Here is a 19,152-nt window from a genome sequence, read left to right on the forward strand (position 1 = left end):
GCTTCGGGGCGAAGCCCGAAGCAGGGGCGCGGGGAACTGCGCGACCAGCCCCCACCGGGCCGGCAGCAAACAAACGACCTATCGAACCTCAGTGATCTCCGGCCCACGCTGCAGCTGGCCCATACCGCCGCCGAAGCGGGACCCCTGCTCCTCCTGCTGAACACCCTCAGGCACCATCTGCGCGTCGTTCGGCAGCTTCAGCACGATCGGGTCCCGAGGCGCCATCGGCCCCTCGCCACGGACGACGACCGTGTCCCGGAAGATCTGCTCCAGCAGCCCGGCCGCCTGCGGCTGCACGGCGCCCTGCCCGGAGATGACCCCCCGCAGGAACCACCGCGGACCGTCCACACCGACGAACCGCACGACCTGGAAACCACCCGTGCCGTCCGGCAGTTGCACCGGAACCTGCGCACGCAGCTCCCAGCCCAGCGGCCCCTCGACCTCGTCGACGATGCCACCCTGCTGGGTGATGCCGGAGGCGATCTCCTCGCGCACCTCGCCCCAGATGCCCTCGCGCTTGGGCGCGGCGAAGGCCTGGAGCTGTACGGCGCTGTCCCGCAGCACGACGGTCGCCGCGACGATCGCGTCGCCCGCGACCTCGACCCGAAGTTCCATGCCGTCGACTCCGGGCACGAACAGTCCGCCCAGGTCCACCCGGCCCTCGCCGGGCTCGCGGACCTCGGTGTCGTCCCAGGGCCCGTCGGGACGCGGCTCCGGCTCCAGCCGGACGCGTCCACGTCCGCCCGCGGCTTCCTCGTCCGCCTCAGTGCCGCTGTCGACGACCTGCTCGGCCTCGCCGGCCGCGTCCTCGGCGGCACCCTTCTTCTTGCGACGTCCGAACACGTCACTGTCCTTCCCGGTCGGATACGACCGAAGCGTATCGATTCCCACCCGTTGTGCCGCCCACTGCGGCCTGACCGCTGTGACCGCTCGCACCGCCCACCGAGGCGTGACCTCCGGTGGACCCGAAGCCCCCCTCGGCCCGCGCCGAGCCGGGAAGTTCCGCGACCTCCCGGAAGCGGACCTTCTCGACCTGCTGGACGACCAGTTGGGCAATCCTGTCGAAGCGCTCGAATCGCACGGGTTCGTGCGGGTCGAGATTCACCACGATCACCTTGATCTCCCCACGGTACCCGGCATCAACCGTCCCCGGGGCATTCACCAGAGCGACACCGCAGCGGGCGGCGAGCCCCGAACGGGGGTGCACGAAGGCCGCGTACCCGTCCGGGAGCGCGATGGACACCCCGGTGGGCAGAACGGCCCGTTCGCCCGGTTTCAGTTCGCACTCCTCGGTCGTCCGCAGGTCGGCTCCGGCGTCGCCGGGCTGTGCGTACGACGGAAGCGGTACGTCCGGGTCGACGCGGCGGATGAGGACGTCCAGGGGCGCACGGCCCATGGGTGCGGGGCTCACGGGTTCACCTCGAATGCGCGGGCGCGCCGGACCTGGTCCGGGTCGCTCATGGCCGCCCGGATCTCCTCCGGGCGGCCGTTGTCGATGAAGTGCTCGACCTTGACCTCGATGAAGAGGGCCTCGGCGCGCACCGCGACGGGCCCGTCGGGGCCGCCGATGCGTCCGGTGGCGGTCGAGTAGATCTTCCGCCGGGCCACCGCGGTGACCTCGGCCTCCAGATGCAGCAGGGTGCCGACGGGCACGGGCCGGACGAACTCGGTCTCCAGCCGTCCGGTCACGGCGATGGTGCGCAGCAGCCAGTTCAGGGAGCCCAGCGTCTCGTCCAGCGCACTGGCGAGCACCCCGCCGTGGGCGAGGCCGGGGGCGCCCTGGTGGGCCTCCCGCACGGTGAACTCGGCGGTGACGGTGACCCCGTCGCCGGCCCGCGCGGCGAGGTGCAGGCCGTGGGCCTGTTCGCTGCCACATCCGAAACACTGTTCGTAGTGGGCACCGAGCAGTTCTCCGGGCGCGGGCGCGTCGGGGTGCCGCACGGGCGCCACGGCGTCGGCGGGGGGCTTCAGAGCTGCGGATGTACCACTCACAGCCGCAGACCTTACCCGCGAGTCGGCCGTCGACCGACACCATGCCAAGCTTGGCTCCATGCAGCTTTCGGCCTCCCCGTACGAAGAACGCCTCACGGCCCCCCGCTCCTGGTGGCTGATCTCCTTCCTGGTCGGCGTCTCCTTCGCCCTGATCCTGCTCCCGTTCGGCACGCTGCCCCTGCTCGGCGGCCTGGTGGGCGGTACGGCGGCGGCCGCGGTGGCGGCGAGTTCGTACGGCTCGATCCGCATCCGGATCGTGGGCGACGCGCTGATCGCGGGCGAGGCGAAGATCCCGGTGGCGGCCCTGGGCGAGGCGGAGATCCTGGACGCGGAGGAGGCCCGCGCCTGGCGCACGTACAAGGCCGACACCCGCGCCTTCATGCTCCTGCGCGCCTACATCCCCACGGCGCTGCGCGTCCAGGTCACGGACCCCGCGGACCCCACCCCGTACCTGTATCTGTCGACGCGGGAGCCCGAGCAGCTGGTGGCGGCGCTGGAATCGGCGCGGGCGGCCGCCGCGCGCGACTCCGGCTGAACCGATCGGCAAATTCTTCTTCGACGGCGGGCAAAGACTTGCCCGCCGCTTCCGTACCCGGGGTGTCCGAAGCCCTGTGGGCCGCTACTTCCCGAGTTCCTTCGGCCCGTTCGCGATGTCCAGTGCGTCGGTGGGCGGCGGCAGCGGGGGCAGTTCCGGAAGCTGGTCCCAGGGGACCTGGAACCTGCGCAGGTCCTTGCGGACGTGGCCCGCGAGCTTTCTGGTGTCGCGCCGGTTCATGACCGCGCCGACGGCCGCGCCCACCATGAACGGGATCAGGTTGGGCAGGTCCCGGACCATCCGCTTCATGATCTGCTGGCGGAGTTCGCGCTTCATCTGGCCCCCGAGGGCCGAGTTGAACGTCGACGGCTTGGTCACGTCGATGCCGCGCTCGCCCGACCACGAGTTCAGGTACGCGGTACTGCGCTGCTTCAGGTTGCCCGGTGGCCGTACGCCGTAGACCTCGTGCAGCTCGGCGATCATCTTCAGCTCGATCGCGGCCACACCGGTGATCTCGGCGGCCAGCTCGGTCGGCATGGCCGGTGGCACCGGCAGCATCGCCGCGGCCCCGATGCCCGCGCCGACGGTCGCCGTGGCGCTCGCGGCGCCGGCGACGAGCTTGTCCGCGATCTCCTCGGGCCCGAGGCCCGGGAACTGTCTGCGGAGGGTGGCGAGGTCGCGTACGGGGATACGCGGGGCGTTCTCGATGATCCGGTCGGTGAGGTACGCCAGGCTCGCCTTCGCCCGGCTGCCGCCCTTGCGGACGCCTTCCCTGGCCCTGTCCCGGATCGCGGCCGTCCGTCGCGGGGCGACGGATGCGGAAGGCTCGGCCGACACCGGGAGGTCATCCCCGTGATCGGCCGGCCTGTCGGCCGGTTCGAGCGAGGCCGATCCTGGATCGGATGAGCCCCGCTCGTCGTCACGCATACCGTGAGGGCCGTCCGGCGGCCCCTGGTCCGCTCCCCGCGCGGGGAAGCGGCGCTTCCAAGGAGGGGTCGAGCCAGTCACGGCCGACCCTTCCTCAGTCGCAGTCGCGGCAGATCGGCTGACCGTTCTTCTCGCGGGCCAGCTGGCTGCGGTGGTGCACCAGGAAGCAGCTCATGCAAGTGAACTCGTCCTGCTGCTTGGGCAGAACCCGGACGGCCAACTCCTCGTTCGAGAGGTCCGCTCCGGGCAGTTCGAGGCCCTCGGCGGCCTCGAACTCGTCGACGTCCACGGAGGAAGTCGACTTGTCGTTCCTCCTGGCCTTCAGTTCTTCAAGGCTGTCCGAGTCGACGTCGTCGTCGGTCTTGCGTGGGGTGTCGTAATCCGTTGCCATGTCGCGCTCTCCCCCTCTGGGTGTCTGCGGTGTCTCAGCGCAGGTAACGCGTGAGAGGCCGGACTTGTGCCCGACCTGAGGCGGAGATTTTGCCTCACATCAAGGTCTGTTACTCAATCGACACCCAACCGACCCCCTCGAGAGAGATCGGCATGGATGGCGATGCGGACCGTACACGGTCCGAATACCGCACTTCAAAGGCGCCCCACCGTGTACTTCCCGTGATCAAGACCCCCGAAAACCCGGATTATCCGGGCCTTATGCCAGGTCGCATGATCACGGACAGTAGATGGCCGGAAATTCGCCCTTGTGATCGATCACACACGAGGTCACCGGGAAGTCGCCCCGGAAATTCCGCGCAAAGCGAACATCCTCGCGTGTCGGCGACATGATCTCAGATGGGAAGGGCGACTCGCATCACGAGCCCACCCCCCTCACGCGGTGTGGCCGAGATGTGGCCGCCGTGAGCGCGCGCCACAGAGCGCGCGATCGACAGCCCGAGGCCCACACCCTTGTCACTGCCCGTTCGCTCCGTACGCAGCCGCCTGAAGGGCTCGAAGAGGTTGTCCACCTCGTACGCCGGGACCACAGGACCCGTGTTCGAGACGACCAGCACCGCCTGTCCGTGCTGGACCACGGTGTTCACCTCGACCCAGCCGTCCTCCGGCACGTTGTACCGCACCGCGTTCTGTACGAGGTTCAGTGCGATCCGCTCCAGCAGTACGCCGTTGCCTTGGACGACCACGGGATCACGCTTCCCCCGGAACTCGACGCCCTTGGCCTCGGCCTCGGCATGCGTCTGGTCGACGGCCTGCGAGGCGACCTCCGCCAGGTCGACCGGTTTCCGCTCGACGATCTGGTTGTCGCTACGGGCCAGCAGCAGCAGCCCCTCGACGAGCTGCTCACTGCGCTCGTTGGTCGCCAGCAGCGTCTTGCCCAGCTGTTGGAGCTCCGGTGGCGCCGACGGATCCGACAGGTGCACCTCAAGGAGCGTGCGGTTGATCGCCAGCGGCGTTCTCAGCTCGTGCGACGCGTTGCCGACGAACCTCTGCTGGGCCGTGAACGCCCGCTGGAGGCGCTCCAGCATGTCGTCCAGGGTGTCCGCCAGCTCCTTCAGCTCGTCGTCGGGACCGTCCAGCTCGATCCGGCGGGACAGGTCCGAGCCGGCCACCGCACGGGCGGTACGGGTGATCCGGCCCAGCGGGGTCAGGACCCGGCCGGCCATGGCGTAGCCGAACGCGAAGGCGATCACGGCGAGACCCAGCAGCGTGAGCAGCGAGCGGCTGAGCAGGCTGTCCAGGGCGTGCTGGCGCAGGGCGTCGCTGCACGCCTTGAGCGCGGCGTTGCGCTGGTTGTCGGTGGTCGCGCTGTCCAGCACCGGGCAGGTGTCACTGGTGATCCGGGTGACGGTGCCCTCGATCTGGAACGACTGGTTGCTGCCCTCACGGATGGCCTGGGCGGCCAGCAGATAGATGATCGACAGCAGCAGGATGCCGGCGATCAGGAACATGCCGCCGTAGAGCAGCGTCAGGCGTATGCGGATGGTGGGGCGGAGCCATGGCAGCGGCAGCTGCTGGGACTTCCTCGGGTCCCAGGTGGGCTTCGGGGGCGCCTTCGGGGGAGCGGGTGTCGTGGCCATCGAATCCTCAGATCCGGTAACCGGAGCCCGGCACGGTGACGATCACGGGAGGCTCGCCCAGCTTGCGCCGCAGGGTCATCACGGTCACGCGTACGACGTTGGTGAACGGGTCGGTGTTCTCGTCCCAGGCCTTCTCCAGGAGCTGCTCGGCGGAGACGACCGCGCCCTCGCTGCGCAGCAGCACCTCCAGGACGGCGAACTCCTTCGGCGCGAGCTGGACCTCCTTGCCGTCGCGGAAGACCTCGCGGCGGTTCGGATCGAGCTTGATCCCGGCGCGCTCCAGGACGGGCGGCAGCGGCAGGCTCGTACGCCGGCCGAGGGCACGCACGCGTGCCGTCAGCTCGCTGAAGGCGAAGGGCTTGGGGAGGTAGTCGTCCGCGCCGATCTCCAGTCCCTCGACGCGGTCGCTGACGTCCCCGGAGGCCGTGAGCATCAACACGCGCGTGGGCATGCCGAGTTCGACGATCTTGCGGCAGACGTCGTCGCCGTGCACCAGCGGGAGGTCACGGTCGAGGACGACCACGTCGTAGTCGTTGACGCCGATGCGCTCCAGGGCCGCCGCACCGTCGTACACGACGTCGACGGCCATGGCCTCCCGGCGCAGTCCGGTGGCCACCGCATCGGCGAGCAGTTGCTCGTCCTCGACGACGAGTACGCGCACGTCGTTTGTCCTTCCTCGGGGTCGCCCGCGGGCCCGGTCGGCACGTTGGCGGAATCTTTTCGTGTGGTCAGGCCTCCATCCTGCCGCTTTCGCCCGTAAACCGGTTGTAAGAGGGCTCAGGACGATCACCGCAGGACACCTTCCCGGCCGCCCCTGGCCGCTCCCGCCGACGGCGGAGGGAAGAATTTTTGGCGGGTTGGGGTTTCCCCGGAACGGAGCGGGGGGAGGACGGCTTTACACCCCGCGATCACGCTCTGCGTGTGCCATGACACCTAGTGGCACAACGGACCGCTTTCCGCAGAGCGGGCGTGGGTGTCCGGCACCGTCGCCGCCCGGCAGGGCAGCGCTGGGCACCCAGTTGGAGACGTGATCGCCCCTTCCGAACGGCACACCCCCGTGCCATCGACCCACGACCCAGGACGAGGGGGCGCAGCATGGACGCATTCACCGCAGGACTTCTGCAGCGCATAAGGGCGACCGAGACCGACCTCACGCGGGCTCGCGACGAGGGCGACGACTTCCTCGTCGAAGTGGAACAGGCCGAACTCGACGACCTGCGCCGCCTCGCCGCCGAACACGGTGTGGAGGTCGGCGCGACGAGCGTCTGACGTAGTGCCTACGCACTACGTCGCAGAAACAGCGGAACCCCGGCGAATCCAGCGCCGGGGTTCTGCTGTGTCCGGCCCCCCGGGGCCGGTTCCTTGTCAGTCGTGCCAGGCGCCCAAGTCCTCCAGGAGGTGCTGGAGGGGTTCGAAGACGCCTGGGGTGCCCGCGACCGTCAGATCGCGTGACGGGGCTTCTCCGGGGCGTCCACCGGTCAGGGCGCCCGCCTCCCGGGCGATCAGGTCGCCCGCGGCCACGTCCCAGGCGTTGAGGCCGCGCTCGTAGTAGCCGTCCAGCCGGCCCGCCGCCAGATCGCAGAGGTCCACCGCCGCCGAACCGCCGCGCCGGATGTCGCGCAGCAGCGGGATCAGCTGCCTCGCCACCTCGGCCTGGTGGGCCTTGACCTCGGCGACGTAGTTGAAGCCCGTCGACACCAGGGCCTGGTCCAGGGGCGGGGCCGGGCGGACGGTGAGCCGGCGCTCGCCCTCCCAGGCACCGGTGGCCCAGGCTCCCCCGCCGAGCACCGCGTGGAACGTCTCGCCGCGCATCGGCGCCGCGACCACGCCGACGATCCGCTCGCCGTCCCGTTCGGCCGCGATGGAGACGGACCAAGTGGGCAGTCCGTACAGGTAGTTGACCGTGCCGTCGAGCGGGTCGATGACCCAGCGGATGCCGCTGCTGCCCTCGCTGGAGGCGCCCTCCTCGCCGAGGAAGCCGTCGTCCGGGCGGTGGTCGGAGATCACGTCGGTGATCAGCTTCTCCGCCGCGATGTCCATCTCCGTGACGACGTCGATGGGGCTGGACTTGGTGGCGGCGACCGCGAGGTCGGCCGGCCTGCCGTCCCGCAGCAGCTCTCCCGCGCGGCGGGCGGCTTCCTGGGCGAACCGGAGGAGTTCGGGCAGCAGGGGGTCGGTCACGGGGTTCCTCACGCGTACGGGCTGTCGGCGCCCGCGGCGGCGGGCCTGGGGGCACGGGACGGGCAGCAGCCCACCGGGCAGAGGTCGCGGGTCGCGCCGAGCGCGCCCAGGGCGCACGGCGTGATGTCCTGGCCGCTCTCGGTGGCGGCGCGCTCCAGGACGAGTTCGCGGACCGCGGCGGCGAAGCGCGGGTCGGCGCCCACGGTCGCGGAGCGGCGCATGGGCAGGCCCAGTTCCGCCGCCTTGGCCTTGGCCTCCGTGTCGAGGTCGTACAGGACCTCCATGTGGTCCGACACGAACCCGATGGGCGCGATCACGACGGCCGGGACGCCGGCGCCGTGCCGCTCCTCCAGGTGGTCGCAGATGTCGGGCTCCAGCCACGGGATGTGCGGGGCACCGGAGCGCGACTGGTAGACGAGCTGCCAGGGATGGTCGACGCCGGTCCGCTCGCGCACCGCGTCCGCGATCAGCCGGGCGGTGTCCAGGTGCTGCTTCACGTACGCCCCGCCGTCCCCGTGGTCCTCGACGGGCCCGGAGGTGTCGGCGGAGGCGGTCGGGATGGAGTGGGTCGAGAAGGCGAGGTGCGCGCCGTCCCTGACGTCCTCGGGGAGGTCCGCGAGGGAGGTGAGCACGCCCTCGATCATCGGCTCCAGGAAGCCGGGGTGGTTGAAGTAGTGCCGCAGCTTGTCGACCCGGGGGAGGTCGAGGCCCTCGGCCTCCAGGGCGGCCAGGGAGTCCGCGAGGTTCTCGCGGTACTGGCGGCAGCCCGAGTACGAGGCGTACGCGCTGGTGGCGAGGACGAGGATGCGGCGTCTGCCGTCCTGGACCATCTCGCGGAGGGTGTCGGTGAGGTACGGGGCCCAGTTGCGGTTGCCCCAGTAGACCGGCAGGTCGAGGCCGTGGTCCGCGAAGTCCTTGCGCAGGGCGTCCAGGAGGGCGCGGTTCTGGTCGTTGATCGGGCTGATCCCGCCGAACAGGAAGTAGTGCTGTCCGACTTCCTTGAGGCGTTCCTTGGGGATGCCCCGCCCACGGGTCACGTTCTCCAGGAACGGAACCACGTCGTCCGGGCCCTCGGGGCCGCCGAAGGAGAGCAGGAGCAGGGCGTCGTAGGGGGTGGCGTCGAGCGCTTCTCGCATGGTTCCGATCCTGCCACCCCCCTCGGGCAGCCGGGATCGCGGCCTGTCTCAGCGGGTGCGTCAGGGGCACCTGACCCGTAAGCTGTATCGGCTTCCTTCACGCCTTACCCGCGCATCCCTCACGTCTCACCGGATCGACCGGAGTCTCCCCGTGCCCAGCCCCTACCGCGCCCTGTTCGCCGCCCCCGGCGCCGGGCGCTTCACCGCCGCGGGGTTCCTCGGCCGGATGCCGCTGTCGATGATGGGCATCGGCGTGGTCACGATGATCTCCCAGCTCACCGGGCGCTACGGGCTCGCGGGCGCCCTCACGGCGACCATCGCCCTGGCCGCCGCGCTGGCGGGTCCGCAGGTCTCGCGGCTGGTCGACCAGTACGGGCAGCGGCGGGTGTTGCGGCCCGCGACGCTCTGCGCCCTGGTGGCCTCGGCGGGGCTGCTGCTCACCGCGCGCTTCGAGTGGCCGGACTGGGTGCTGTTCGTGTGCGGCGCCGGCATCGGCTGCGTACCGAGCGTCGGCGCGATGACCCGCGCGCGGTGGGCGGCTCTGTACCGGGACACCCCGCAGCTGCACACCGCGTACTCCTTCGAGTCCGTGGTGGACGAGATCTGCTTCATCTTCGGGCCGATCATCTCCATCGGGCTGTCCACGGTGTGGTTCCCGGAGGCGGGGCCGCTGCTCGCCGCGTGCTTCCTGGCGGCCGGAGTCTTCTGGCTGACGGCGCAGCGGGCCACCGAGCCCGAGCCGCATCCGCGCGCGCAGCACAAGGGCGGCTCGGCGCTGCGCTCCCCCGGTCTCCAGGTCCTGGTGGTCACCTTCGCGGCGACCGGGGCGATCTTCGGGGCGGTCGACGTGGTCACCGTCGCCTTCGCCGAGGAACGGGGTCATCAGGGCGCCGCGAGCGTCGTGCTGGCCCTCTACGCGGCGGGCTCCTGCACGGCGGGAGCGGTGTTCGGGCTGCTGCACCTTCCGGGAGCCCCGGAACGCCGGTGGCTGCTGGGCATATGTGCGATGGCCGTGAGTATGATCCCCCTCCTACTGGTCGGAAACTTGCCGTTTCTGGCCGTGGCGCTGTTCGTTGCGGGCCTGTCCATCGCACCCACGATGATCACGACGATGTCCCTCATCGAACAGCACGTACCACGCGCGCAACTGACCGAGGGCATGACCTGGGTGAGCACCGGGCTCGCGGTCGGTGTCGCGCTCGGCTCCTCCGTGTCCGGCTGGGTGATCGACGCCGCCGGTGCGAGCGCCGGGTACGGGGTTCCGGTGGCGTCCGGGGCCGTCGCGGTCGCGGTCGGTTTCCTCGGGTACCGCCGGCTGAGCAGGCCGGCTCCGCGTCGGGGAGGCACCGTTGAGCAGCACAGCGAGCGGCAAGAGCGGCACGTGGCGTAACTGGGCGGGCAACGTCACCGCCCGGCCGGCCCGGGAGGTCACGCCCGCTTCCGTGGAGGAACTTTCGGCGGCCGTACAGAAGGCAGCCGCGGACGGTCTGAAGGTGAAGGCCGTCGGCACCGGGCACTCCTTCACGGCGACCGCCGCCACCGATGGGGTGTTGATCCGCCCTCAACTGTTGACCGGTATCCGCAACATTGACCGCGAGAACCTGACGGTCACGGTCGAGGCGGGTACTCCGCTCAAGAGACTCAACATGGCTCTGGCCCGCGAGGGTCTGTCGCTCACGAACATGGGCGACATCATGGAGCAGACGGTCTCGGGCGCCACCAGCACCGGCACCCACGGCACCGGCCGCGAGTCGGGCTCGATAGCCGCCCAGATCAAGGGCCTTGAGCTGGTGACGGCGGACGGTTCGGTGCTCACCTGCTCCGAGAAGGAGAATCCGGAGGTCTTCGCGGCGGCCCGGGTCGGCATCGGCGCCCTGGGGATCATCACCGCGATCACCTTCGCCGTGGAGCCGCTCTTCCTGCTCACCGCCCGCGAGGAGCCGATGACCTTCGACAAGGTCACCAGCACCTTCGACGAACTCTGGGCCGAGAACGAGCACTTCGAGTTCTACTGGTTCCCGCACACCGGCAACACCAACACCAAGCGCAACAACCGCAGCGCGGGCCCCGAGAAACCGGTCAGTCGGATCAAGGGCTGGATCGAGGACGAGTTCCTCTCCAACGGCGTCTTCCAGGCAGCCCAGTTGGTCGGCCGCACGGTGCCGGCCACGATCCCGACGATCGCGCAGATCTCCAGCAAGGCGCTGTCCGCGCGGACGTACACGGACATCCCGTACAAGGTCTACACGTCTCCGCGCCGGGTGCGCTTCGTGGAGATGGAGTACGCCGTTCCGCGCGAGGCCCTGGTGGAGACGCTGCGCGAACTCAAGGCGATGGTCGACAAGTCGGACCTGCGGGTCAGCTTCCCCGTGGAGGTGCGTACGGCCCCGGCGGACGACATCGCGCTGTCCACGGCATCGGGCCGCGACAGCGCCTACGTGGCCGTCCACATGTTCCGGGGGACGCCCTATCAGGCGTACTTCACCGCCGCCGAGCGCATCTTCACGGCGCACGAGGGACGGCCGCACTGGGGCAAGGTGCACACGCGGGACGCCGACTACTTCGCGGGGGTCTACCCCCGTTTCGGGGAGTTCACCGCCCTGCGGGACCGGCTCGACCCCGAACGGCTGTTCCAGAACGACTACTTGCGACGGGTTCTCGGCGCGTAGCGAAGCAATTGGTTCCGTTTCCGATGTTTACGTGAACTGCGTTGCGTCCGAGGTCACGGAACCGGTGGGAGATCGGCCAACTCGCACTCCCCTGCTGGAATTGGGTGGCGTGCCAATCCACGCACGTGGCCCAAATGGAGTACTGTTGCGAGCCCTGGGTCCGGTCTCCCGCCTGGGCGTCCGGGGCCTTCCAGGATCGCCAAGAGGGGGCTCGTTGCACAGGGTGACGGAGTTTGTCACTTAGCGTTGCGAATAGATAACCGTGACATAACGGCGATCTCGGGCCCGCGCCCGACACGCCGGGCAACTCGGCAAGGTTGTGGCAGGCTGCACCCGGGCAGGCCACACTCGACTAGCGGAAGCAGCGACGCACGTGACGTCGGCAGGCACCACCCGGGAGGTCCCCATGCCCGAACTGCGTGTCGTGGCCGTCTCTAACGACGGCACACGGCTGGTGCTGAAGGCTGCGGACAGCACGGAGTACACGCTTCCGATCGATGAGCGTCTGCGCGCCGCCGTTCGCGGCGACCGTCCCCGCCTCGGCCAGATCGAGATCGAGGTGGAGAGTCATCTCCGCCCCCGCGACATCCAGGCACGTATACGTGCCGGTGCGTCCGCGGAAGAAGTGGCGCAGCTCGCCGGGATTCCGGTCGATCGTGTGCGTCGCTTCGAGGGCCCCGTGCTGGCCGAACGAGCCTTCATGGCCGAGCGGGCCCGGAAGACTCCGGTCCGCCGGCCCGGTGAGAACGCCGGTCCACAGCTCGGCGAGGCCGTGCAGGAGCGGCTGACGATCCGTGGCGCCGACAAGGACACCGTCCAGTGGGACTCGTGGCGCCGCGACGACGGCACCTGGGAAGTCCTGCTGGTCTATCTGGTCGCCGGTGAACCGCACTCGGCGAGCTGGACGTACGACCCGCCCCGGCGGCTCGTCCAGGCCGTCGACGAGGAGGCCCGCTCGCTGATCGGCGAGTCGGACGACCTCTCGGCGCCCGAGCCCAGCTTCCCGTTCGTACCGCGCATCGCCCGGCTGCCGCGCGACCGCCCGCTGGACCGTCCGGCCCTGCCGGCACCGTCGCCGGAGGCCACCGAGGAGAGCGCGAGCGAGCGCGATTCACTGACCAGCCTGCTGGAGGCGGTACCGAGCTTCCGTGGCGACATGGTCGTGCCGGAACGACCCTCCTCCACGGAAGCCCCGGAGGAACCGGCACCCGAACCCGAGGTGGAAGAGCCTCCGGCTCCCGCGGCCTCGGCGGGTTCCGCGTACGCGGACGTGCTGATGCCTCGCTCCGTCGGCGCTCACCGTGACCGGCTGGTCGGTGCGACCGACCGCCAGGCGGAGGCGGACGGGGTGCGGCCTGGGCGTAGAGCGGCCGTACCGAGCTGGGACGAGATCGTGTTCGGCACGCGCCGCAAAAACAAGGAGTAGCCCGCAGGGTTCCTCGGTCCGCCGCGGCGCCGCCGTGGCTGGTCGCACAGTTCCCCGCGCCCCTGACGGGGCGCTTCGCGCCCCCCGTTCAGCCGAACGGGGGGCATGGAACTGTTGGGCTACTGCGGGTCCGGGCCCACGGCCACCGGGCGCGTCGGGTCGCTCGACCACTCCGACCAGGAGCCGACGTACAGCGCCGCCGGGATGCCCGCCACCGCCAGGGCGAGGACCTCGTGGGCGCCCGAGACGCCTGAGCCGCAGTACACGCCTACCGCGGTGGTGTCCGTTGTGCCCAGGGTCCTGAAGCGGGCCGCCAGTTCGTCCGGGGGCAGGAAGCGGCCGTCGGGTCCCACGTTCTCGTTCGTGGGGGCCGAGACCGCGCCCGGGATGTGGCCGCCGACCCGGTCGATGGGCTCGACCTCGCCCCGATAGCGCTCCCCCGCGCGGGCGTCGAGCAGCAGGCCGGAGCGGGCCAGTGCGGCGGCGCCGTCCGCGTCCAGCAGTTCCACCGCTCCCGGCGCCGGCGTGAAGTCGCCCTCGGCGGGCGCGGGTACGTCCGTGTCGAGCGCTCCCTCCCAGGACGGCAACCCGCCGTCAAGGACCCGCACGTCCGGGTGACCTGTCCAGCGCAGCAGCCACCACGCGCGGGCCGCCGCCCAGCCCTGTCCGCCGTCGTACACAACGACCGGGACGCCGGACGAGACACCCGCGCGGCGCATCGCCGCGCCGAACACCTCCGGGTCGGGCAGCGGATGCCGGCCACCCGCCCCCGACGCGGAGGCGAGTTCCCGGTCCAGGTCGACGAAGACGGCGCCAGGGAGATGCCCGGCGGCGTACGCGACGCGCCCGTCGAAGGGCGCAGCGCCGGGCATGCTCAGCTGCCAGCGGATGTCGAGCAGGACCGGCGGACGGGAACCAGCCAGCTCGTTCACTAGTTCGGGTGCGGAGATGATGGCGTTCATGGCTCCATCCTTGCGTACGGGGTGGCCGCGACGGCCAGGGCGGGCTACTCTCCCGCCGGACAGGTTCGATCACCGGGCGTACTGGATCGGGCACATGCTGTACGACCGATGGACACCCTGCGGCAATCGCATGGAAACGGGCGGGAAACGGCGGATCGGGCACCCTCACGACGAGGACGTGCGGGGGTCGGCGCGGCCGGAGCGCGCGGTACCGCGGGTGGTGCGAGCATCGGCACGGGGCGTGCGTGCGCGCGGGATCGCGGCACGGCACGACGGACGTACGGGACGAGGCACGCCGTACGACGGTATGCGGCAGGTCCGCCGACGCGGCGGACAGCGGAAGTGACACGGCCACCGCGAGGGGTCGAGGAGAGAGTGACGATGACCGAGGCACGGGAGTCGGCCGGCCGGAACAGCGAGGCGCACGACCGGCACGCGCCCGGCACACCCTGCTGGGTGAGTCTGATGGTGCACGGCATGGCGGCGACCCAGGACTTCTACGGGGAGCTGTTCGGCTGGGAGTTCGAACCTGGCCCCCAGCAGCTCGGCTGGTACGTCCGGGCCCGGCTGGACGGTCATGAGGTGGCCGGCATCGGCCAGCTGCCGCCGGACCGCCATCTCCCCATCGCGTGGACGCCGTACCTCGCCTCGGACGACGCGGACCTCACGGCGGAGATGGTCCGCCACTCGGGCGGCACAGTGGGCGTCGGCCCCCTGGACGCGGCCGAGGCGGGCCGGCTGGCGATCGCCTCCGACCCGATGGGAGCGGTGTTCGGCATCTGGCAGGCCGCCGCCCACCTGGGCACGGACATCACCGGCGTCCCCGGCACACCCGCCTGGAACGAGCTGGTGACCCGTGACTCGTCGAGCGTCGCCAAGTTCTACAAGACCGTCTTCGGCTACGAGGAGGAGCCCGTGGTGTCGGCGAACTTCGACTACGTCACCCTGCACGTCGAGGGCCGACCGGTCGCCGGCATCCACGGCGTGGGCAACTCCCTGCCCCGGGACCGGGGTCCGCACTGGATGACGTACTTCGAGGTCTCCGACGCGGACGCGGCGGCCACACAGCTGGCGGACCTGGGCGGCCATGTCGTCAAGCCTCCGCACGACAGCGCACACGGGCGCGTGGCGACGGTGACGGACCCGGAGGGGGCGTTGTTCTCACTGATCCAGAGGTGATCCGGGAGGGCCCACTGACGGCCCCCTGACGGCCCCTGCGCCGTAGCCCCTACGCCGGCCGCAGGACGCTGTGGATCGCCGCCTCACCGGCCGCGAAGATCGAGTCCTCGCGGACCGTCGCGCCGGGACTCGGTGCGTGCATCATCGTGCCGTCGCCGACACAGATGCCCACGTGACCGACGTGGCCCATGTCGCCGTGGAAGAAGACCAGGTCGCCGGGCCGGATGTCGGCGAGGTGGATCGCCATGCCGGCGCTCGCCTGCTCGTGCACGGCACGCGGGAGCGCGACCCCGGCGGCCTTCCAGGCGGCCTGGATGAGACCGGAGTTGTCGTAGGACCCCGGTCCCACCGCGCCCCAGACGCACGGCCTGCCGATCTGCGCACGGGCGAAGGCGACCGCCTTCGCGGCCTTCGCACCCGGCTCCAGCCCGAACGCGATGCCGTTGCCGATGCTCGCGCCGGCCACGGCACCGGCGCCCAGGAACGGGTCGGTGCCGAAGTAGGTTCCCGTGCCGTAGGACGTCTGTGCGACGTACGAGGTCTGCGCGACGTGGGGCGCCTGGGCGACGTAGGGCGCCTCCGCGACGGGGAACGGGGCGGCGGCCGGGAACGGGTCCGCCACCGGGAACGGGTCCGCGACCAGGGGGAGTTCGGTGACGAGGGCGTAGTTCCCGTCCCGGAGCGTGCCCGCGTACAGGGGTGTGCCTTCGAGGGACGCGTCCGTGCCCGGACCTGCCGACTGGGGCAGTTGCGGCATCTCGGCCGGGAGCGGAGCGGTGCTCGTGGCGGGCGACGGGAACCAGCTGGGCTCGGCGGGCAGCGCGGTCAGGCCCCCCGGGGCTTCCTGACGCGGTGAAGGCACGGCCGACAGCGCGTTCATGGGCGCGGCGGGCAGTTCGGCGACCGGCGCGGGCGGCAGTTCGGCCCTGGGTACGGGCGACAGTTCACGCGCGGATCCCGTGGGCAACGCGGGCATGGGTGCGGCGGTCAGCTCCGGCACGGCGCGGGCGGCCGGTTCGGCGGGAGGGCTCGCGGGACGAGCGGGGCGGGGCTCGGCTGCGCGGGCCGGCCTCCTGTCGGGCGGCAGTACGGCCGGCAGTGTCGGGCCCAGTTTGGCGCGCGCCGCGTCGAACCACGGTCGGGTGACCTCGTCGAGGGCGGGGTCCGAGCGCCTGCGCGCGGTGTCGGGCGTCGGGTTGACGCGCCTGCGCATGCCGACCTTCATCGCGCGGGTGGCGTTGAAGGTCCCGGAGGCGCTTTCGGCCTGGTCGTAGAGGCTGTTGATCCGCTGCTGGACCTCCTCACGGCTCGGCCCATCATTACGGGTTCGTTCCGGCGCCATGCGGGACGAGCTCCTTCCGTGTTCCACCCCCGAGTCAACTGTCTGCTTCGAACAGCGACTTGGGAAGAAGTCGTACGGAGGTCAACTTAGCCAACTTGTGCGGTTCAAGTGAAGGTTGAAGCGCGAAATGTCCGATACGTAATTGTGACCTTCGTCGTATCGGGGGTGGCTCGGGGTTCAGGCGGAGCGTTCTGGGAAGGCTCGGCGGGCCGAGAAGCGGCAGGTGACCGGGCGCCGGAACCGGCGGACCGGAGCGGCCTGTTCGGGCGACGACGATCAGGCAGGGCCGACCGGCAGGACGTCCGGGGAGAGCGCGCCGGCGTGCGCGGAGGCGCTCGTCATGCGGCGACGGTGGTGGCGTCGGCACAACACCTCGTAGCCGACCTCCGCGGCGAGGCTGCTCACATCGCCGACCACGACCTGCTCGCCCTCCACCACCATCTCGCCGTTCACGGTACGGGCGTTGTGCGTGGCACGCGCGCCGCACCAGCACATCGCCTCGACCTGGAGCGTCTCTATCCGGTCCGCCAGCTCGATCAGCCGTCGCGAGCCCGGGAAGAGCTTCGTACGGAAGTCGGTGGTGATGCCGAAGGCGTAGACGTCGAGGCGCAGATCGTCGACCACGCGCGCGAGTTGGTCGATCTGGTCCGGCGCCAGGAACTGCGCCTCGTCCACGATCAGGTAGTCGACCCGGCCGCCCTGCGACACCCGGTCCACGACATAGCCGTACAGATCCATCCCCAGGACCGCCTCGACCGCGTCGGTCACCAGACCGAGCCGCGAGGAGAGCTTGCCCTCCCCCGCACGGTCGTCCCGGGTGAAGATCAGGCCTTGCAGCCCCCTGGCCGACCGGTTGTGCGCGATCTGCAGCGCCAGGGTCGACTTCCCGCAGTCCATCGTCCCGGAGAAGAACACCAGCTCGGACATGGGAAGTTGAGCACCTTTCGGCGAGGGACACGGAGGAGGGGCAGACGGGTCGGGAAGGGGGCGAGCGTCAGGAGCGTACTTGGAGCAGCGGGACGAGCTGTTCCGCGGGGGTCATCGAGCCGTGGTTGCCGACCATCGCCGACTCCCTCGGCTCCCGCTCGGAGGCGACGATCAGGACGTCGTCCCGCGCCGCCGCGACCACGTCGCCGATCCGGGCGTACACCCGTTCGTCGATCGTCGGTCCGAACCAGCCCGCCGCTATCGCCTCGTCCCGCGAGGCCACCCAGAACTGCTCGCCGAGCACCTCGCGCCAGCAGGTCAGTACGTCGGACTGGGCGCCCGGCACCGCGTACACGTGCCGCGCCCGGCCCTCGCCGCCCAACAGGGCGACGCCGGCGCGCAGTTCCCAGTCCTCGTCGAAGTCGATGCGGTGCTGCTCGTCGAAGGGGATGTCGATCATGCCGTGGTCGGCGGTGACGTACAGGGCGGCGCGCGGCGGGAGTTGTTCCGCCAGCCGCTGGACGAGCCGGTCGACGTACATGAGCTGGCCGCGCCAGGCGTCCGAGTCGACGCCGAAGCGGTGGCCCTTGCCGTCCACCTCGGCGTAGTACGTGTAGACCAACGAGCGGTCACCGGCGGCCAGTTGCTCGGCGGCGAGGTCCATGCGGTCCTCGCCGGACAGCTTCCCCCGGAACGTTCCGCCACTGAGCGCGATCTTGGTCAGCGGGGTGTTCTCGAAGGTCGGCGAGGAGACCTGGACCGTGTGCACACCGGCCTGGTGCGCCAGCTGGAACACCGTGGGGTGCGGCTGCCACGCGCGCGGTTCCGTCCACGGCTGCCAGCGCAGCTGGTTCATCAGCTCGCCGGTGGCCGGGTTGCGGACGGTGTAGCCGGGCAGGCCGTGCGCGCCCGGCGGCAGTCCGGTGCCGACGGAGGCGAGGGAGGTCGCGGTGGTCGCGGGGTAGCCGGTGGTGATCGGGCGGCCCGTGTCACCTCGTGAGCTGCTTATGAGGGAGCTCATGAAGGGGGCCTCGTCCGGGTGGGCGAGGAGCTGCTCCCAGCCCAGGCCGTCGATCAGGAACACGCAGTTCCGGTCGGCGGGCGCCAGCTCCGGGATGGCCGAGGACATGCCCGGTACGTCCATGCCGGCGGCCAGGGTGGGCAGCAGGTCGGCGAGCGAGCCCGTGCCGTAGTGCGGGACGGGCGCGGAGGAGACTGCGAGTGGTTCCGGGTGGTCCCAGGTGGTGGGCTGGGACATCAGCGGGCGACGTCCGCGGTCGCCTCGGAGAGGGCCTGCGCGAAGACGAGGGCCTGGCGCACCGTCTCGGGGCCGTCGCCGGCCTCGCTGACGCGCAGGCTCAGGTCGTCCGCCGTGGAACTGCCCGTGTAGCCGTGGTCGGCCTCGCAGTTGGGGTCGCCGCAGGCGGCCGGCTCCAGGTCGATACGGGCGACGGCGCCCCAGCCGATGGTCAGGACGACCTCACGGGGCAGCGTGCCCGGCGTGTACGACTCCGGGTTGGCGACGACCCTGCTGAGCACGACGGACGAGATCCGGCCGAGCTTCACGGACTCCGTGGACGTGGTGGCGTACGGCGTCGGGGACGTGGTGTCCGCGGCCTGCTCGTCCGTGTGGCTGACGATGAACCGGTTGCCCGTGAGGACGAGCACGGTCACGTGCCGACGCACCTCGTTCGCGTCGAACGTCGTCTCCTGGTGGACCAGGTACGACCGGATGGAGTCGCCGCCGATCGCGGCCTCCACCGCCTCGGCCACGAGGGCCGGGTAGTAGCCGCTGCGCTCGATCGCCGCTCGCAGCCCCTGGGTCGTCGTACTGGTCTTGGCCATG

The 19,152-nt window shown here is 70.8% G+C and carries 20 protein-coding genes; 6 read left to right on the plus strand and 14 right to left on the minus strand.

What is annotated here, in order from left to right; translation table 11 throughout:
• Window positions 1–78: 78 nt before the first annotated feature.
• From OG787_RS10580 to OG787_RS10590, 3 genes are read right to left on the minus strand one after another with little or no spacing between them, the layout of a single operon-like run.
• Window positions 79–843: a DUF3710 domain-containing protein gene (locus OG787_RS10580; protein ID WP_369029369.1), complete on the minus strand. Its 765-nt coding sequence runs from the start codon at window positions 841–843 to the stop codon at window positions 79–81.
• A 1-nt stretch (window position 844) separates the two neighbouring features.
• Window positions 845–1,396: a dUTP diphosphatase gene (gene dut / locus OG787_RS10585; RefSeq protein ID WP_369029558.1), complete on the minus strand. Its 552-nt coding sequence runs from the start codon at window positions 1,394–1,396 to the stop codon at window positions 845–847.
• Window positions 1,397–1,407: 11 nt separating this feature from the next.
• The gene (locus OG787_RS10590; RefSeq protein ID WP_369029368.1) at window positions 1,408–1,992 is read right to left on the minus strand and encodes a PaaI family thioesterase; all 585 of its coding nucleotides are present in this window, start codon (window positions 1,990–1,992) and stop codon (window positions 1,408–1,410) included.
• Between the two features lie 58 nt (window positions 1,993–2,050).
• Here OG787_RS10590 and OG787_RS10595 point away from each other — a divergent pair, with 58 nt between their 5' ends.
• Window positions 2,051–2,527 carry a DUF3093 domain-containing protein gene (locus tag OG787_RS10595; protein ID WP_369029367.1) on the plus strand — a complete coding sequence of 159 codons (477 nt, stop codon included), beginning with the start codon at window positions 2,051–2,053 and terminating at the stop codon, window positions 2,525–2,527.
• 84 nt (window positions 2,528–2,611) lie between these two features.
• Here the strand turns inward: OG787_RS10595 and OG787_RS10600 are convergent, their stop codons facing one another.
• The 4 genes from OG787_RS10600 to OG787_RS10615 form a co-directional block, all read right to left on the minus strand.
• Window positions 2,612–3,535: a hypothetical protein gene (locus tag OG787_RS10600; protein WP_369029366.1), complete on the minus strand. Its 924-nt coding sequence runs from the start codon at window positions 3,533–3,535 to the stop codon at window positions 2,612–2,614.
• 13 nt (window positions 3,536–3,548) lie between these two features.
• The gene (locus tag OG787_RS10605; protein WP_003997302.1) at window positions 3,549–3,845 is read right to left on the minus strand and encodes a DUF4193 domain-containing protein; all 297 of its coding nucleotides are present in this window, start codon (window positions 3,843–3,845) and stop codon (window positions 3,549–3,551) included.
• A gap of 394 nt (window positions 3,846–4,239) precedes the next feature.
• Entirely contained in the window at window positions 4,240–5,484 is a 1,245-nt protein-coding gene (locus OG787_RS10610) for a sensor histidine kinase (protein ID WP_405535027.1), read from the minus strand.
• A 7-nt stretch (window positions 5,485–5,491) separates the two neighbouring features.
• Window positions 5,492–6,145, minus strand: coding sequence for a response regulator transcription factor (locus tag OG787_RS10615; protein WP_006380516.1), 654 nt, complete (start codon window positions 6,143–6,145; stop codon window positions 5,492–5,494).
• A gap of 434 nt (window positions 6,146–6,579) precedes the next feature.
• On the opposite strand from OG787_RS10615, the gene OG787_RS10620 reads away from it, so the two are divergent.
• Window positions 6,580–6,753: a hypothetical protein gene (locus tag OG787_RS10620; RefSeq protein ID WP_167467697.1), complete on the plus strand. Its 174-nt coding sequence runs from the start codon at window positions 6,580–6,582 to the stop codon at window positions 6,751–6,753.
• A gap of 96 nt (window positions 6,754–6,849) precedes the next feature.
• Here OG787_RS10620 and OG787_RS10625 read toward each other — a convergent pair whose 3' ends face one another.
• Complete coding sequence (locus OG787_RS10625; RefSeq protein WP_405535028.1) at window positions 6,850–7,665, minus strand: inositol monophosphatase family protein; 816 nt, start codon at window positions 7,663–7,665, stop codon at window positions 6,850–6,852.
• 8 nt (window positions 7,666–7,673) lie between these two features.
• A complete protein-coding gene (locus tag OG787_RS10630) occupies window positions 7,674–8,801 on the minus strand; it encodes a ferrochelatase (RefSeq protein ID WP_369029363.1) in 1,128 nt (375 codons plus the stop codon).
• Between the two features lie 151 nt (window positions 8,802–8,952).
• Here OG787_RS10630 and OG787_RS10635 point away from each other — a divergent pair, with 151 nt between their 5' ends.
• The 3 genes from OG787_RS10635 (at window position 8,953) to sepH (ending at window position 12,896) form a co-directional block, all read left to right on the plus strand.
• Entirely contained in the window at window positions 8,953–10,191 is a 1,239-nt protein-coding gene (locus OG787_RS10635; RefSeq protein WP_405535029.1) for an MFS transporter, read from the plus strand.
• Entirely contained in the window at window positions 10,151–11,470 is a 1,320-nt protein-coding gene (locus tag OG787_RS10640) for a D-arabinono-1,4-lactone oxidase (protein WP_369029361.1), read from the plus strand. Before OG787_RS10635 ends, OG787_RS10640 begins: the two co-directional genes overlap by 41 nt.
• A 406-nt stretch (window positions 11,471–11,876) precedes the next feature.
• Complete coding sequence (gene sepH / locus OG787_RS10645) at window positions 11,877–12,896, plus strand: septation protein SepH (protein ID WP_369029360.1); 1,020 nt, start codon at window positions 11,877–11,879, stop codon at window positions 12,894–12,896.
• Window positions 12,897–13,015: 119 nt separating this feature from the next.
• On the opposite strand, the gene OG787_RS10650 is transcribed toward sepH, so the two are convergent.
• Window positions 13,016–13,858, minus strand: coding sequence for a sulfurtransferase (locus OG787_RS10650; protein WP_369029359.1), 843 nt, complete (start codon window positions 13,856–13,858; stop codon window positions 13,016–13,018).
• Window positions 13,859–14,239: 381 nt separating this feature from the next.
• Here OG787_RS10650 and OG787_RS10655 point away from each other — a divergent pair, with 381 nt between their 5' ends.
• Entirely contained in the window at window positions 14,240–15,037 is a 798-nt protein-coding gene (locus OG787_RS10655) for a VOC family protein (RefSeq protein ID WP_369029358.1), read from the plus strand.
• Window positions 15,038–15,086: 49 nt separating this feature from the next.
• Here OG787_RS10655 and OG787_RS10660 read toward each other — a convergent pair whose 3' ends face one another.
• From OG787_RS10660 to OG787_RS10675, 4 genes are all read right to left on the minus strand, one after another.
• Entirely contained in the window at window positions 15,087–16,379 is a 1,293-nt protein-coding gene (locus OG787_RS10660; protein ID WP_369029357.1) for an NlpC/P60 family protein, read from the minus strand.
• 276 nt (window positions 16,380–16,655) lie between these two features.
• Window positions 16,656–17,306, minus strand: coding sequence for a thymidine kinase (locus tag OG787_RS10665; RefSeq protein ID WP_369029356.1), 651 nt, complete (start codon window positions 17,304–17,306; stop codon window positions 16,656–16,658).
• Window positions 17,307–17,373: 67 nt separating this feature from the next.
• Window positions 17,374–18,564: an alkaline phosphatase family protein gene (locus tag OG787_RS10670; protein WP_369029355.1), complete on the minus strand. Its 1,191-nt coding sequence runs from the start codon at window positions 18,562–18,564 to the stop codon at window positions 17,374–17,376.
• Entirely contained in the window at window positions 18,564–19,151 is a 588-nt protein-coding gene (locus tag OG787_RS10675; protein WP_389356130.1) for a DUF5998 family protein, read from the minus strand. The genes OG787_RS10670 and OG787_RS10675 overlap by 1 nt, the downstream gene beginning before the upstream one ends.
• Window position 19,152: the final 1 nt, after the last annotated feature.

The sequence above is a fragment of the Streptomyces sp. NBC_00075 genome, from assembly GCF_045041225.1.
Lineage (GTDB): Bacteria > Actinomycetota > Actinomycetes > Streptomycetales > Streptomycetaceae > Streptomyces > Streptomyces adonidis.